This is a genomic window from Bacillus sp. GW821-FHT11D08 (assembly GCF_058808515.1).
In genome coordinates this window covers 273,261-289,920 of record NZ_JBXARS010000003.1, presented here as the reverse complement: position 1 = coordinate 289,920, position 16,660 = coordinate 273,261, and the positions used below count along the sequence as shown (strand labels likewise).

The 16,660-nt window shown below is 46.8% G+C and carries 14 protein-coding genes; 13 read left to right on the top strand and 1 reads right to left on the bottom strand.

Going from position 1 to position 16,660, the window contains the following annotated elements; translation table 11 throughout:
* Positions 1-8: 8 nt before the first annotated feature.
* From leuD to yihA, 7 genes are all read left to right on the top strand, one after another.
* Positions 9-608: a 3-isopropylmalate dehydratase small subunit gene (gene leuD / locus AC1RRX_RS08385; RefSeq protein ID WP_007408146.1), complete on the top strand. Its 600-nt coding sequence runs from the start codon at positions 9-11 to the stop codon at positions 606-608.
* 117 nt (positions 609-725) lie between these two features.
* Entirely contained in the window at positions 726-1,730 is a 1,005-nt protein-coding gene (gene ddcA, locus AC1RRX_RS08380; protein ID WP_144464175.1) for a DNA damage checkpoint antagonist DdcA, read from the top strand.
* Positions 1,731-1,946: 216 nt separating this feature from the next.
* Positions 1,947-3,221: a trigger factor gene (gene tig / locus AC1RRX_RS08375; protein WP_003152618.1), complete on the top strand. Its 1,275-nt coding sequence runs from the start codon at positions 1,947-1,949 to the stop codon at positions 3,219-3,221.
* A 271-nt stretch (positions 3,222-3,492) separates the two neighbouring features.
* Entirely contained in the window at positions 3,493-4,755 is a 1,263-nt protein-coding gene (clpX, locus tag AC1RRX_RS08370; RefSeq protein WP_007408149.1) for an ATP-dependent protease ATP-binding subunit ClpX, read from the top strand.
* A 149-nt stretch (positions 4,756-4,904) separates the two neighbouring features.
* A complete protein-coding gene (lonB, locus tag AC1RRX_RS08365) occupies positions 4,905-6,563 on the top strand; it encodes an ATP-dependent protease LonB (protein ID WP_012118116.1) in 1,659 nt (552 codons plus the stop codon).
* 199 nt (positions 6,564-6,762) lie between these two features.
* A complete protein-coding gene (lon, locus tag AC1RRX_RS08360; protein WP_007612896.1) occupies positions 6,763-9,087 on the top strand; it encodes an endopeptidase La in 2,325 nt (774 codons plus the stop codon).
* Entirely contained in the window at positions 9,084-9,671 is a 588-nt protein-coding gene (gene yihA, locus AC1RRX_RS08355; protein ID WP_003152626.1) for a ribosome biogenesis GTP-binding protein YihA/YsxC, read from the top strand. The genes lon and yihA overlap by 4 nt, the downstream gene beginning before the upstream one ends.
* Before the next feature lie 32 nt (positions 9,672-9,703).
* Here the strand turns inward: yihA and AC1RRX_RS08350 are convergent, their stop codons facing one another.
* Positions 9,704-10,195 (bottom strand): hypothetical protein, encoded by a 492-nt coding sequence (locus AC1RRX_RS08350; protein WP_007612894.1) that lies wholly within the window; start codon positions 10,193-10,195, stop codon positions 9,704-9,706.
* Between the two features lie 194 nt (positions 10,196-10,389).
* On the opposite strand from AC1RRX_RS08350, the gene hemA reads away from it, so the two are divergent.
* From hemA to hemL, 6 genes are read left to right on the top strand one after another with little or no spacing between them, the layout of a single operon-like run.
* The gene (hemA, locus tag AC1RRX_RS08345) at positions 10,390-11,757 is read left to right on the top strand and encodes a glutamyl-tRNA reductase (protein ID WP_060562760.1); all 1,368 of its coding nucleotides are present in this window, start codon (positions 10,390-10,392) and stop codon (positions 11,755-11,757) included.
* A gap of 7 nt (positions 11,758-11,764) precedes the next feature.
* The gene (locus AC1RRX_RS08340; protein ID WP_007408154.1) at positions 11,765-12,595 is read left to right on the top strand and encodes a cytochrome c biogenesis protein; all 831 of its coding nucleotides are present in this window, start codon (positions 11,765-11,767) and stop codon (positions 12,593-12,595) included.
* 34 nt (positions 12,596-12,629) lie between these two features.
* Positions 12,630-13,571, top strand: coding sequence for a hydroxymethylbilane synthase (gene hemC / locus AC1RRX_RS08335; protein WP_007408155.1), 942 nt, complete (start codon positions 12,630-12,632; stop codon positions 13,569-13,571).
* Positions 13,561-14,340 (top strand): uroporphyrinogen-III synthase, encoded by a 780-nt coding sequence (locus AC1RRX_RS08330; protein WP_032866584.1) that lies wholly within the window; start codon positions 13,561-13,563, stop codon positions 14,338-14,340. The genes hemC and AC1RRX_RS08330 overlap by 11 nt, the downstream gene beginning before the upstream one ends.
* 5 nt (positions 14,341-14,345) lie before the next feature.
* On the top strand, positions 14,346-15,320 hold the full coding sequence (hemB, locus tag AC1RRX_RS08325) for a porphobilinogen synthase (RefSeq protein ID WP_015240312.1): 975 nt from the start codon (positions 14,346-14,348) through the stop codon (positions 15,318-15,320).
* A 28-nt stretch (positions 15,321-15,348) separates the two neighbouring features.
* Positions 15,349-16,638: a glutamate-1-semialdehyde 2,1-aminomutase gene (gene hemL / locus AC1RRX_RS08320; RefSeq protein ID WP_053103945.1), complete on the top strand. Its 1,290-nt coding sequence runs from the start codon at positions 15,349-15,351 to the stop codon at positions 16,636-16,638.
* The last annotated feature ends 22 nt before the right edge of the window (positions 16,639-16,660 follow it).

Genomic DNA, 16,660 nt, shown 5'->3' with positions numbered 1-16,660 from the left:
GCGAAAAGATGGAACCTTTAAAAACGCATACGGGAAAAGCGGCCGTCTTAAACCGGATCAACGTCGATACGGACCAGATTATTCCGAAACAGTTTTTGAAAAGAATTGAAAGAACCGGATACGGCAGATTCGCGTTTTTTGATTGGAGATACCTTGAGAACGGTGAGCCTGATCCTGAATTTGAGTTAAACCGCAAAGTCTATGAAGGCGCGTCCATATTAATTGCCGGAGAGAATTTCGGCTGCGGGTCATCCCGTGAGCACGCTCCTTGGGCGCTGGATGATTACGGCTTCAAAATCATCATTGCTCCGTCATTTGCCGATATTTTTCATCAAAACTGTTTTAAAAACGGTATGCTTCCCATCCGTATGCCGTATGATCAGTGGAAAAAACTCGCCGGTCAATATGAAAATCAGTCTCTTAACATGACGGTTGATTTGGAAAACCAGCTCATTCACGACAGTGAAGGCAAAGAGATTTCATTTGAAGTCGATCCTCACTGGAAGGAAATGCTGATAAACGGCTATGATGAAATTTCATTAACGCTTCTGCTGGAGGACGACATTCAGCAGTTTGAATCGAAAAGAAGTTCATGGCTTCAAGCCTGAAAAAAGCCGCCCGGCATCTGTCCGGCGGCTTTTTTTACCGTGCGCACCATCCTTTCTTGTGTTTCCTGACGCGTGTTGATACACTTGAACAAAATAGCGCCTGAAAGGAAATAAAGTATGACGCATGACAAGAAAAAAGCTGATATCATTCCTTTCCCCCGTCTGAAAGAACGCTTGGTTGATAAAGGGATGGCCGCCATGAAGGATAAACAGTATCAGGAGGCCCTCGAACTGTTTTCAGAGGCGGTAAGCCACGGCGATACCGAGTCCGACGTGCATTTAGGCATGGCGATTTGTTTTCTGGAACTCGGGGAATTGGAAGAAGCAAAACAAGTTTGCGAGAAAATGCTGAATGAAGGGTACGGCCATTATTTCACCGTACTGCAGGTGTACATGACCATTTTAATTCAGCTGAAACAATATGAAGAAGTCAAAAGCACAATTGAAGCTGTGCTGGAAGAAAACCAGCTGCCCGCAGAAAGTGCGGAGCAATTCTACCGGCTGCTCGAATTCAGCCGCAAAATGACCGATCCCGACCAGCAGGATGAAGCGTGGGAGGAGGAATACGAGGACATTCTTGATGCGGAAAAAGTGCTGAACAACCCCGCTGAACAAATGAATCTGATTCATTCTCTCAAAGACCGCAATATTGCAAAATACACGGGTCTCTTAAAAACGATTCTTCAAGATCCGGGCGCACATCCGCTTATCAAAACGATGATTTTGACGCTGATGGCGGAGCACGACTACAGCAAGCCGGTTCATATTACAAAATTCGGCGATTCAATGACCGCGGTTCCGAGTGAAACGGTTCAGCCTGATACGGCTCCGATTTTGCATCGTGTTCTCCGGGTGCTTGATGAAACGCTCGGCAATGAAAACCCTACATTATACGCTGCCGTCGAGGAGCTGTGGAGAAGGCATCTGTACGTCCTGCACCCTTTTATGCCGAAGTTTTTGAACGCAGATTTATGGGCGGCGGCGCTTCATAAGGTCGGTTACGAGATGCACGGCATTGACATTGAGCCGGAGGAACTTCATATGATGTACGAGTTTGACAGCCGCGAACTTGAAGAAGCCTGCACGATGATTAAGGATATTGAAGAAATTTCTTATTTGTAAATCACACCATATAGTTGAAAGCGGTAGGCGTTATGTTATAATATAGTGGTTGTATTTATGTATAGCGGTTTAACTGAAATGAGAATTACGGTTGGACAGGCTGCCAGTTCATTACATAATGATTCTGATTCAAAGCGGTTTTTTCTTTGACAAACCCGCGGATTGCTTTAGAATGGAAGACCGACACAACCTGAATAGATTTTTGGAGGGAAACACATGTCTGTAAAATGGGAAAAACAAGAAGGCAACGAAGGCGTATTAACGGTTGAAGTTGATGCGGATACGTTCAAAACAGCTCTTGATGATGCATTTAAAAAAGTAGTAAAACAGGTTTCTATTCCTGGATTCCGCAAAGGGAAAGTTCCCCGCGGTTTATTCGAACAGCGTTTCGGCGTTGAAGCTCTTTACCAGGATGCTTTAGATATTTTACTTCCTGTAGAATACCCTAAAGCGGTTGAAGAAGCCGGCATTGAGCCTGTAGACCGCCCTGAAATCGATGTTGAAAAAATCGAAAAAGGCGAAAGCTTAATTTTCACTGCAAAAGTGACTGTAAAACCGGAAGTGAAACTTGGCGACTACAAAGGCTTAGGAATCGAAAAAGATGACACTGCCGTTACTGACGAAGATGTACAAAACGAACTTAAAGCGCTTCAAGAGCGTCAGGCTGAGCTTGTCGTGAAAGAAGAAGGCGCTGTTGAAAACGGCGATACAGTCGTTCTTGACTTCGAAGGTTTCGTTGACGGCGAAGCGTTTGAAGGCGGAAAAGCTGAGAACTACTCACTTGAAGTAGGATCAGGTTCATTCATCCCGGGCTTCGAAGAGCAGTTAACAGGCCTTGAAGCAGGCGCTGAAAAGGATGTTGAAGTAACATTCCCTGAAGAGTACCACGCTGAAGAGCTTGCCGGAAAACCAGCTGTTTTCAAAGTGAAAATTCATGAAATCAAAGCGAAAGAGCTTCCTGAGCTTAACGACGAATTCGCAAAAGACATTGACGAAGAAGTTGAAACGCTTGCTGAATTAACTGAGAAAACAAAAAAACGCCTTGAAGAAGCAAAAGAAAACGAAGCTGACGCTAAATTGCGTGAAGAGCTTGTTCTGAAAGCATCTGAAAACGCTGAAGCTGATGTTCCTCAAGCGATGATCGACACTGAGCTTGACCGCATGCTGAAAGAATTCGAACAGCGTCTGCAAATGCAAGGCATGAACCTTGAGCTTTACACTCAATTCTCAGGCCAAGACGAAAACGCGTTAAAAGAGCAAATGAAAGAAGATGCCGCAAAACGCGTAAAATCAAACCTGACTCTTGAAGCGATCGCTCAAGCAGAAAACCTTGAAGTAACGGACGAAGAAGTTGAAGCTGAGCTGACTAAAATGGCTGAAGCTTACAACATGCCGGTTGAAAACATTAAGCAGGCAATCGGTTCAACTGACGCGATGAAAGAAGATTTAAAAGTTCGAAAAGCAATTGATTTTCTTGTAGAAAACCGTTAATATGGTTCATAATAATAGACATAATAAAACAGGGCGCGATTAATTCGTGCCTTGTTTTGTACAATTATGATATAACTCTTTTTCTTGGGGCAAGATAGTCATTGCCGGGCTGTTTTTCGTCATACATATAGAATGTGCAAGTGCGAAACACATTGTTACCGTCTTACTGGAAAGTATGGTAAAATGCAATACATACTCGATCGTAGCAAGAACCGTTTTCTTTTGCCCTTCAGGTAAAAGAAAAAGTGAGACAAGATTAAGGGGTGAAAGAATGTTTAAATTCAACGAGGAAAAAGGACAATTGAAATGCTCGTTCTGCGGAAAAACGCAAGATCAGGTTCGTAAGCTGGTTGCAGGACCGGGCGTATATATATGCGACGAATGTATTGAGCTCTGTACAGAAATCGTAGAGGAAGAGCTTGGTACGGAAGAAGAAGTCGAATTTAAAGACGTTCCGAAGCCGCAGGAAATCCGTGAGATTCTGAATGAATATGTCATCGGACAGGATCAGGCGAAGAAATCACTTGCGGTTGCGGTATACAACCATTACAAACGCATCAACTCCAACAGTAAAGTGGATGATGTCGAGCTTTCTAAAAGTAATATTTCTTTAATCGGACCGACTGGAAGCGGGAAAACACTTCTTGCCCAGACGCTTGCGCGTATTCTGAACGTGCCGTTTGCGATCGCGGACGCTACATCTCTGACTGAAGCCGGATATGTCGGTGAGGACGTAGAAAACATCCTCCTCAAGCTGATTCAGGCAGCAGACTATGATGTGGAAAAAGCAGAAAAAGGTATTATTTATATCGATGAAATCGATAAAGTAGCGCGAAAATCTGAAAACCCGTCCATTACACGTGACGTATCAGGCGAAGGCGTTCAGCAGGCGCTGCTGAAAATTCTTGAAGGAACGGTTGCAAGCGTGCCGCCTCAAGGAGGACGCAAACATCCTCATCAGGAATTCATCCAGATCGATACGACGAACATCCTGTTCATTTGCGGCGGTGCATTTGACGGCATCGAACAAATCATCAAACGCCGTCTCGGACAAAAAGTCATCGGCTTCGGCTCTGATAATAAAGCGGCAGACCTGGAAAAAGAAGAACTGCTTTCTAAAGTTCTTCCGGAAGACTTGCTCCGTTTCGGTCTGATTCCTGAATTCATCGGCCGTCTTCCTGTCATTGCAAGCCTTGAGCAGCTTGACGAAACGGCACTGGTTGAAATTCTGACTAAACCGAAAAACGCACTCGTCAAACAATACAAGAAAATGTTAGAACTTGATGATGTCGAGCTTGAATTTGAAGACGAGGCATTATCTGAAATTGCGAAAAAAGCGATCGAGCGTAAAACAGGCGCACGCGGCCTGCGTTCTATCATTGAAGGCATCATGCTTGACGTCATGTTTGATCTGCCGTCCCGCGATGATATTGAAAAATGTGTCATTACCGGAGCGACAGTCGCAGACGGTGAAGCACCGCGTCTTGTATTAAAAGACGGCACAGTTGTCGGCCAAGATAAAACATCAGCATAACATGACAAAACCTCCTGACTCGAATTGATCAGGAGGTTTTTTTCTTGTCCTGACCCTTCTGAAAATGTTTATTCCGGGCTTTGCTGGGAGATACTAGCGGACAGAGGAATGAATTGGATACATAAATCGTTTTTTCAGGAGGGACCAGCATGAGTTGGACAGGGATCGCATTATTTGTACAGCTGTTTTTCGGGATAGTCATCGGATTATATTTTTGGAATCTGCTCAAAAACCAGCGTACACAAAAAGTGACGATAGATAAAGAATCAAAAAAAGAAATGGAACAGCTGCGCAAAATGCGCGCCATCAGTTTATCAGAACCTTTATCAGAAAAGGTGCGGCCGAAAAGCTTTCAGGACATTGTCGGCCAGGAAGACGGAATTAAAGCGTTAAAAGCAGCGCTTTGCGGACCGAACCCGCAGCACGTCATTATTTACGGTCCTCCGGGAGTCGGAAAAACGGCTGCGGCGCGGCTGGTATTGGAAGAAGCGAAAAAACATAAACAGTCACCGTTTCAAAAGCAGGCTGTATTTGTTGAACTTGATGCGACGACCGCGCGGTTTGATGAACGGGGGATTGCCGATCCGCTTATCGGTTCAGTGCATGATCCGATTTATCAGGGAGCGGGTGCGATGGGCCAAGCAGGCATTCCGCAGCCGAAACAGGGGGCTGTGACCCATGCTCACGGAGGGGTATTGTTTATTGATGAAATCGGCGAGCTTCACCCGATTCAGATGAATAAAATGCTGAAGGTGCTTGAAGATCGAAAAGTATTTTTAGACAGTGCGTATTACAGTGAAGAAAATACGCAAATACCGAATCACATTCATGATATTTTTCAAAATGGGCTTCCGGCAGATTTCCGTTTGATCGGAGCGACAACGAGAATGCCGAATGAAATTCCGCCGGCCATCCGTTCGCGCTGTCTTGAAGTATTTTTCCGCGAGCTGGAAAAGGATGAACTTAAAATCGTTGCGAAAAAAGCAGCCGACAAAATTCAGAAAGAGATTTCTGACGAAGCTCTCAGTGTGCTGACCACATATACGAGAAACGGACGTGAAGCCGTCAATATGATCCAGATCGCCGCCGGCATGGCGGTGACTGAGGACAGAAAAGAAATTACGACAGAAGATATAGAATGGGTTGTTCATTCCAGTCAGCTTACACCTAAAAATGAGCAGAAAATCGCCGATGAACCGCAAGTCGGCATCGTGAACGGACTTGCCGTCTACGGGCCGAACAGCGGCGCATTGCTGGAAATCGAAGTGAATGTCACACCTGCGCAGGACAAAGGAAGCCTGAATATCACGGGAATTGCAGAGGAAGAAAGCATCGGCAGCCAATCGAAGTCGATCCGCCGCAAAAGCATGGCGAAGGGATCTGTGGAAAATGTTCTGACGGTTCTGCGCACAATGGGCATCAAACCTTCAGACTATGACATTCACGTCAATTTTCCGGGCGGAGGCCCGATTGACGGACCTTCAGCAGGTATCGCGATGGCCGCGGGGATTTTTTCCGCGATTCACCGCATCCCGATCGACCATACGGTGGCGATGACGGGAGAAATCAGCCTGACGGGGCTTGTCAAACCGATCGGCGGCGTCATTCCGAAAATTAAAGCCGCAAAACAGGCCGGAGCAAAAACGGTCATTATCCCATATGAAAATCAGCAGTCCATTCTGAAACGAATAGACGGAATCACCATTAAAGCGGTAAAAACGTTCCAGGAAGTGCTTGACGTCATATTGGTTGACCCTCCTTCAGAACAAAAACCGTTTGATATCCAAATGAATAAAGAATCCGTATAAACCCCATTTTTATAATGGGGTTTTTTTATGGAGGACATCTTTTCCTTTTTCAGAACAGAAAGAAAGGGTATACTACGAAGAGACTGTTTTATATACAGGGCAGGCGGATAAGCCGATTAAAGCCCGATCCCGGAATTGTACAACGATGAAAAAGTTGTATTATAATGGTTCATACTAAAGTCACGGAGGTGTCAGTCACATGGCAGAAGATACAAAACGCAGCATCCCGCTCCTCCCTTTAAGAGGCTTATTGGTATACCCGACAATGGTTTTACATTTAGATGTAGGCCGTGACAAGTCGGTTCAGGCTCTTGAACAGGCAATGATGCATGATCATATGATTTTTTTAGCCACTCAGCAGGATATTTCGATAGACGAACCGGGTGAAGAGGATATTTTCGCCGTCGGCACTTATACAAAAATTAAACAGATGCTGAAGCTGCCCAACGGTACGATCAGAGTGCTTGTAGAAGGAATTCAGCGGGCGCAGATCCTTGAATACACCGAGCTCGAAGATTATACTTCGGTCGATATACAGCTGATGCATGAGGATGATTCAAAAGACGTGGAAGACGAAGCGCTTATGCGGACGCTGCTGGACCATTTTGACCAGTACATAAAAATTTCTAAAAAAATCTCCGCAGAAACGTATGCGGCTGTGACTGATATTGAAGAGCCCGGCAGAATGGCGGATATCGTCGCTTCTCATCTCCCGCTGAAATTAAAGGACAAGCAGGACATTTTAGAAACGGCGGATATTAAAGAACGTCTGAATAAGGTCATCCGTTCCATTCATAATGAAAAAGAAGTGCTGGAGATTGAGAAAAAAATCGGTCAGCGCGTCAAACGTTCGATGGAACGCACTCAAAAGGAATACTACTTGCGTGAACAGATGAAAGCCATTCAGAAGGAGCTTGGCGACAAAGAAGGAAAAACCGGCGAAGTTCAGTCGCTCACGGAAAAGATAGAAGAAGCAGGCATGCCTGAGCGTGTCAAAGAAACGGCGCTTAAGGAATTAAGCCGTTACGAAAAAGTGCCGTCAAGCTCAGCGGAAAGCTCTGTTATCCGCAACTATATTGACTGGCTCATCGCCCTTCCGTGGTCGGATGAAACAGAAGATAAACTTGATATTAAAAAAGCCGGGGAAATCTTAGATAAAGAGCACCACGGCTTAGAGAAAGTGAAAGAGCGGATTTTGGAGTATTTGGCCGTGAAACAGCTGACGAAAACGCTGAAAGGGCCGATTCTTTGTCTGGCCGGACCTCCGGGAGTCGGTAAAACATCTCTTGCAAAATCAATCAGTACGAGCATGGGGCGCCGTTTTGTGAGAATTTCACTGGGCGGAGTGCGCGATGAGTCTGAAATCCGCGGGCACCGGCGTACATACGTCGGAGCGATGCCGGGCCGTATTATACAGGGGATGAAAAAAGCCGGTAAACAAAATCCGGTCTTTCTCCTGGATGAGATCGACAAAATGTCGTCTGATTTCAGAGGCGATCCGTCTTCGGCGATGCTTGAGGTGCTGGATCCGGAACAAAACAGCACATTCAGCGACCACTATATTGAAGAGACGTTCGATTTATCGAAAGTGCTGTTTATCGCGACTGCGAATAACCTTGCTTCCATCCCGGGACCTCTCAGAGACAGAATGGAGATTATCAGCCTGTCAGGCTACACTGAAAACGAAAAGCTGGAGATCGTGAAGGACCACCTGCTTCCGAAACAAATCAAAGAGCACGGGCTCACAAAGAGCAACCTGCAGATTCGGGATCAGGCGATTACGGACATCATCCGCTACTACACGAGGGAAGCCGGCGTGAGAACGCTTGAACGCCAGATTGCCGCCATTTGCCGAAAGGCTGCAAAAGCCATTGTGTCTGAGGAGAGAAAACGCATTACCGTTACAGAGAAAAATCTGGCCGACTATCTCGGAAAACGGATATTCAGATACGGACAGGCGGAAACCGAAGATCAAATCGGGGTTGTCACGGGGCTTGCGTATACGACGGTCGGCGGAGATACGCTGTCAATCGAAGTGTCATTGTCACCGGGAAAAGGAAAGCTGATTCTGACCGGGAAGCTTGGAGATGTCATGCGGGAATCAGCGCAGGCCGCTTTCAGTTATGTCCGCTCGAAAGCGGAACAGTTCGGAATCGATCCGAAATTCCATGAGAAGTATGACATTCATATCCATGTCCCTGAAGGGGCGGTGCCGAAAGACGGCCCTTCTGCCGGAATTACGATGGCCACGGCGCTCGTTTCAGCATTAACGGACCGTGCGGTAAAACGCGAAGTCGGTATGACGGGAGAAATTACGCTGCGGGGCCGCGTGCTTCCGATCGGCGGACTGAAAGAAAAGGCGCTCGGCGCGCACAGAGCGGGCCTGACCACTATTATTGCGCCTAAAGATAACGAAAAAGATATAGAGGATATTCCAGAAAGCGTCAGAGAAGGACTGAAGTTTATATTCGTTTCTCACCTGGATGACGTTTTGGAACATGCCTTAGTAGGAGAGAAGAAATGAAAGTCACAAAGTCAGAAATCGTGATCAGCGCGGTCAAACCCGAACAGTACCCTGATGGGGGGCTTCCGGAAATCGCGCTGGCGGGAAGATCAAATGTAGGAAAATCATCTTTTATCAATTCATTAATCAATCGGAAAAACTTGGCCAGAACGTCATCAAAACCGGGGAAAACACAGACCCTAAACTTTTACATCATCAATGATGAATTGCATTTTGTCGACGTTCCCGGGTACGGATTTGCGAAAGTTTCCAAAAGCGAGCGGGAAGCATGGGGGAGAATGATTGAAACCTATATGACGACCCGCGAAGAGCTGAAAGCCTGCGTGCAGATTGTCGACCTCAGGCACGCGCCGTCTGCTGAAGACGTGAACATGTACGAATTCCTGAAGTATTACGGCATTCCCGTCATCGTTATCGCGACAAAAGCGGATAAGATTCCAAAAGGAAAATGGGACAAGCACTTAAAGGTTGTCAAACAGACGCTTGATATGGATCCTGAAGATGAGCTGATTTTATTTTCCTCTGAAACGAAAAAAGGCAAAGATGAAGCATGGGGAGCCATTAAAAAAATGATCAGCCGGTAATGAAAAACCCAAAACGCAGTGCGTTTTGGGTTTTATCGTATAGTTTTGTTCCGCTTGATAAACAATAATAAAAGGCTGATTCCGATGAAAACATACGGCCAGTATGTTTTGAAGTGTTCCGTCGGAATATGGACGGACTCCAGCCACGCCGTAATTTGTTTAAAGAAGTATAAAAAGAGGGAAAAACCAATCATGGCAACCGCTTCGTATACATATTCTTTTCTGGCTGCCGCAAATAAGGAGAATCCGAAGACGAAGAGAATCATTTCAAAATCTCCCGGCCACCATGAGAGCTCAGGTTTGGCGAAAAAGTGTAAACCTATGCCGAAAAGAAGCATGCCGATCAGGACGTGAGGCCCGGCCGCTTCCTTTTTGCCCTGATACAAGAGCACGGCGCCCAAAAGCATAAGGAGCACCGGCCATTCTCCCTGATTCTCAAACAGGTGAACCTGTCCGCTCTGAAGCCATGCGAATAATGAAGCGGCAAGCAGAAGTCCCGGTAATAAAATTGATGTTTTTTTCATCCTGTCACCTACCCGCAGTAAAGGATTTTTAGTATGATGATTACAGTGGAAACGAGCTTTTTATACTATAGCATAACATTTTTGAAATCTGTTCACATTTTCCCGAAGAAACTATGTTATAATTATTATAAATAATAAATTCTATGTTAGAATGATTATAAATAAATTGCGATGTACGGGGGTGCATGAAAGCGATGCATATTCTTGTTGTGGGAGTAGATTATAAATCCGCCCCTATTGAAATACGCGAAAAAATAAGTTTTCAGCCGGATGAGCTTGCAGAAGCGATGCTTCGTTTAAAAGAAGAAAAAAGCGTTCTTGAAAACATTATCGTGTCAACCTGCAACCGCACCGAAATATATGCGGTGGTCGACCAGCTTCATACCGGCCGTTATTATATAAAAACATTTTTATCCGAATGGTTCTCGCTGCCGAAAGAAGAGCTGTCTCCGTTTCTGAAATTTTATGAGAGCGACGCGGCGATCGAGCATTTATTCCGTGTGGTGTGCGGCTTGGATTCCATGGTCATCGGAGAAACGCAAATACTCGGCCAGGTCCGCTCAAGCTTTAAAACGGCGCAGGCAGAAAAGACGATCGGCACCATTTTCAATGAGCTGTTTAAACAGGCGGTGACCGTCGGCAAACGCACGCATGCTGAAACCGATATCGGCGCCAATGCCGTTTCCGTCAGTTACGCCGCCGTTGAACTCGCGAAAAAAATCTTCGGCTCATTGTCAAATAAGCACATTTTGATTCTCGGTGCGGGAAAAATGGGCGAGCTCGCCGCAGAAAACCTGCACGGTCAGGGCATCGGCAAAGTAACGGTCATCAACAGAACGTTTTTGAAGGCAAAAGCGCTCGCTGACCGTTTCTCCGGAGAAGCGCGCAGCTTAAACCAGCTTGAACATGCACTTGCTGAAGCTGATATTTTAATCAGTTCGACAGGCGCAAGTGATTTCGTCGTGTCTAAAGAAATGATGGAGAGAGCGGGCAGACAGCGGAAAGGCCGCCCGTTATTTATGGTGGATATCGCTGTGCCGCGAGACCTCGATCCGGCGCTGAACGATCTTGAAGGTGTTTTTCTGTATGATATTGATGACCTTGAAGGAATCGTTGAAGCCAACTTACAAGAACGCCGTGAAACCGCTGAAAAAGTCGAGCTGTTTATTGAAGCGGCAATTGTTGAGTTTAAGCAGTGGCTTAATACGCTCGGCGTCGTGCCGGTCATTTCGGCGCTGCGTGAAAAGGCGCTGTCCATCCAGTCCGATACGATGCAGAGCATTGAGCGCAAGCTGCCTCATCTTACGGTAAGAGAGAAAAAACTTCTCAGCAAACATACGAAAAGCATCATTAACCAAATGCTGCGCGACCCGATTCTGAAGGCGAAAGAGCTTGCGGCCGAAGCGGATTCAGATGAAAAGCTGAAGCTGTTTATGCAGATTTTCGATATTGAGGAAGAGGCCGGCCGCCAGCTGGACAAAAGTCTGGATAACCGTCAGACGGTTCATTCGTTTCAAAAGGCAGAAGCAAAAACGGGCTTACGTCCGCTTGTAAGTGAGTGAGGGCTGTATGATTGATACAGCAATGGCAAGACTTAATGAAGCGACAATTGTTATTTATGCAGTAAGCGTCCTTTTTTACTTTATAGATTTTCTTCAACACAACCGGAAGGCTGGGAAAATGGCCTTCTGGTTGCTTTCTATTGTCTGGACTCTGCAAACCGTCTATCTTTCTTATTTCATGTGGCAGACGGGCAGATTTCCGGTCTTGAATATTACGGAGGCCCTTTACTTTTATGCGTGGGTGCTTGTCACGCTCTCACTTGTGGTCACGCAGATTCTGCGGGTTGATTTTATCGTGTTTTTCACGAATGTCATCGGTTTCTCGATGATTGCGATCCATACGTTTTCACCGACGGATCAGCATTCGGCCGCTTTTTCCGGCCAGCTGGTCTCAGAGCTTTTGGTCATTCATATTACAATGGCGATTCTGTCTTACGGCGCTTTTTCCCTTTCTTTTGTCTTTTCGCTTCTTTATCAGTTTCAATATTCTTTATTAAAGAAGAAAAAGTGGGGAAAATGGCTGTTGAGAATTGAAGATTTGTCAAAACTTGATTATATGGCTTACGTTTTAAATGTCATCGGGGTTCCGATGCTGCTGTTGAGCCTGATATTAGGCGTGATCTGGGCGTATGTGTCGCTGGAAACGCTGTACTGGTTTGATTCAAAAGTGCTCGGTTCGTTTATTGTGCTGCTTTTATACAGCTACTATTTATATATCAGAATGATTAAGGAACTGCAGGGAAAAGTGGCGGCGTTATGGAATTCAGCATGTTTTCTCGTGCTGATGATTAATTACTTCCTGCTCGGAAGCCTGTCGCAATTCCATTGGTTCAGTTAACGCACGCGCCCAAACAGATTCGGGAGGAAAGAAAATGAGAACGATTAAGGTAGGTTCCAGACGGAGCAAACTGGCTATGACCCAGACAAAATGGGTGATTAACAAACTGAAGGAATTGAACCCTTCCTATAACTTTGAAATCCGGGAGATTGTCACAAAAGGCGACCGCATCCTTGATGTTACACTGTCAAAAGTGGGCGGCAAAGGTTTGTTTGTCAAAGAGATTGAACAGGCGCTGCTGCATCAGGAGATTGATATGGCGGTTCACAGCATGAAAGACATGCCCGCCGTTTTGCCTGAGGGTCTTGTCATAGGCTGCATACCGAAACGTGAGGATCCGCGTGATGCGCTGATTTCAAAGGGGCATCAAAAGCTGGACGACATAAAAGAAGGAGGCATCATCGGCACCAGCAGTTTAAGAAGAAGCGCCCAGATTCTTGCTGAACGCCCAGATCTTACAATTAAGTGGATCAGAGGCAATATTGATACGAGACTTCAAAAGCTTGAAACGGAAGATTACGATGCTATTATTTTAGCGGCTGCGGGACTTTCGAGAATGGGCTGGAAAGATGATGTCGTATCTGAATTTCTCGAACCGGACCGCTGTCTGCCTGCGGTCGGCCAAGGCGCTCTTGCCATTGAATGCAGAGAGTCGGATGAGGAGCTTTTGAAGCTGTTTGCGCAATTTACCGATGAGTATACGCAGCGCACGGTGGCAGCCGAACGGGCTTTCTTACACGCGATGGAAGGCGGCTGCCAAGTGCCGATAGCCGGGTATGCGTCCGTCAATGACCGGGATGAGGTTGAATTGGTCGGTCTTGTCGCGTCTCCGGACGGAAAGACGATTTATAAAGAAACAGCGGCGGGACATGATCCGGAAGAAATCGGAAAACGCTGTGCGGCGATGATGTCTGAAAAAGGAGCCAAAGCACTAATCGACAGCGTGAAACAGGAGCTCGATCAGGATGGCAAATGACCTTCCTTTACAAGGAAAGACCGTGCTTGTCACCCGGAACAAAAGACAGGCCGCTCCGTTCCGAAAAAAAGTAGAGGCGCTCGGCGGAACGGCTGTTTCCGCTTCGCTGATCGCTTTTCAGGAAGCGCTCCCGGATGAATGTGCGGACAGTCTGCGGGAAGACCTTTCTGAGCCGGGATGGCTTGTGTTTACAAGCGTAAACGGTGTCCGGTTCTTTTTTTCCTATCTTGATCGTCACGGTCTTGCGCTTTCGGGACGGAAAAAAATCGCAGCCGTCGGTGAAAAGACTGCGCGCGCCCTGAAAGAGCGGGGAGCCCGGACGGATGCGATGCCTGACGAGTATGTGGCGGAATGTCTGGCTGATACTTTAAAACGGCACGCATCAGCTGCCGAACCCATTTCAGTGATAAAGGGCAATTTATCACGCGATGTCATAAAAGCGGAGCTTGAGCCGCATGGCTATCAAATAAGGGAATGGGTGTTATACAATACCATTCAGGATGAAAAAGGCATGGACGAGCTGAGACGGGCTGCATCCCGCTCTCATTTTGATTTTATTACGTTTACCAGCTCATCGGCGGTGCATACGTTTATGCACGCGGTCGGAGACGGAGAAAAAGCGTGGGAAAACAGCGGTGCGAGCTATATCAGCATCGGCCCTTTGACAGAGAAAGCGCTCTTGGAATACGGGATCTCATCCCATGTGCCTGACACTTATACGATTGAAGGCATGCTGGACGTCATGTGCAGCATGTCGGGAAAGGATTGATAATGATGAATCAAACATTTAACAGACACCGCCGTTTGCGCGCGAACGCTGCGATGAGAGATTTAGTAAAAGAAACACGTCTTCACCCCTCAGATTTTATTTACCCGTTATTTGTCGTTGAAGGACTCGAAGGAAAAAAAGAAGTTCCTTCCATGCCGGGGGTTTATCATGTATCACTCGATTTGTTAAAGGATGAAATGGCTGAGCTGATATCGCTCGGCATTAAGTCGGTCATCGTTTTCGGCGTGCCGGAAGAAAAAGACGCCTGCGGAACCCAGGCTTTTCACGATCACGGCATTGTGCAGAAAGGGATTGCTGAAATTAAAAAGCATTATCCTGAAATGATCGTAATCGCTGATACGTGTCTCTGTGAATACACGGATCACGGCCATTGCGGGGTCGTGAAAGACGGAGAAATCCTCAATGACGAGTCGCTTGAACTGCTGGCTCAGACAGCCGTCAGCCAGGCCAAAGCCGGCGCTGACATCATCGCTCCTTCAAATATGATGGACGGTTTTGTCACAGTGATCAGGGAAGCGCTCGACAAAGAAGGATTCACGAATATTCCGATCATGTCTTATGCCGTAAAATATTCAAGTGAATTTTACGGTCCGTTCCGCGACGCGGCTGACAGCACGCCGCAGTTCGGAGACCGAAAAACATATCAGATGGATCCGGCCAACCGCTTGGAAGCGCTCCGTGAGGCTGAATCAGACGCGGCAGAAGGCGCTGACTTTTTAATCGTCAAACCGTCTATGTCATACTTAGATATTATGCGTGATGTGAAAAACCGCCATCACCTGCCGCTGGTCGCATATAATGTGAGCGGGGAGTATTCCATGGTGAAAGCGGCAGCCCAAAACGGCTGGATTAAAGAAAAAGAAATGGTGCTGGAAATTTTAACGAGCATGAAACGTGCAGGAGCCGATCTGATTATGACGTATCATGCAAAAGACGCAGCAAAATGGCTTGCTGAGTAACGATTTCATTTGACGGGAGCTGAGGCAGATGAGAAGCTATGAAAAATCAAAAGCCGCTTTTAAAGAAGCGCAGAAACTGATGCCGGGCGGAGTGAACAGCCCGGTGCGCGCGTTTAAATCAGTCGATATGGATCCGATTTTTATGCAGCGCGGAAAAGGATCGAAAATATTTGATATTGACGGCAATGAATATATCGACTACGTCCTGAGCTGGGGGCCGCTCATTTTGGGTCACACGAACGACCGGGTCGTTGAAAGCCTGAAAAAAGTAGCCGAGAACGGGACAAGTTTCGGAGCATCTACTGAGGTGGAAAACGAACTGGCCAAATTGGTCATTGACCGTGTGCCGTCTGTTGAAATCGTACGGATGGTCAGCTCCGGCACAGAGGCGACAATGAGCGCCCTGCGTCTGGCAAGAGGATATACCGGCCGAAACAAAATTTTGAAATTCGAAGGCTGTTACCACGGCCATGGTGATTCACTGCTGATCAAAGCGGGATCCGGGGTGGCGACACTCGGCCTTCCGGACAGCCCGGGCGTGCCGGAAGGAATAGCAATGAATACGATTACCGTTCCATACAACGACTTGGAAAGCGTTGCACTCGCATTTCGGGAGTACGGTGAAGATATTGCCGGGGTCATTGTTGAACCGGTAGCAGGCAATATGGGCGTTGTTCCGCCGCAGGAAGGCTTTTTACAAGGACTTCGCGACATGACGGAACAGTATGGCGCGCTGCTCATTTTTGATGAGGTCATGACCGGTTTTCGCGTGGATTATAACTGTGCGCAAGGGTATTTCGGCGTGACGCCTGACTTAACGTGTCTCGGCAAAGTCATAGGCGGCGGTCTTCCTGTCGGTGCGTATGGCGGAAAAGCTGACATTATGGAACGAATCGCGCCGAGCGGTCCGATCTATCAGGCTGGAACATTGTCAGGAAATCCGCTTGCCATGACAGCGGGACTTGAGACGTTACAGCAGCTCACACCTGAATCTTACCAAGAATTTGTGAAAAAAGGCGATATGCTTGAAGAAGGCATTTCAAAAGCAGCTGAAGCACATGGCATTCCGCACACGTTTAACCGGGCGGGTTCAATGATCGGCTTCTTTTTCACAAATGAGCCTGTCATTAACTATGAAGCAGCCAAATCTTCTGATTTAAAGCTGTTCGCCAAATATTATAAAGGGATGGCCGACGCAGGCGTATTTCTGCCTCCGTCTCAATTTGAAGGATTGTTTCTCTCCACTGCGCATACAATGGAGGATATTGAAAATACCATTCAAGCCGCTGAGAAAGTGTTCCAGGCGATCAGCCGCTGATACAGAAAAGCCGATGCAAGCA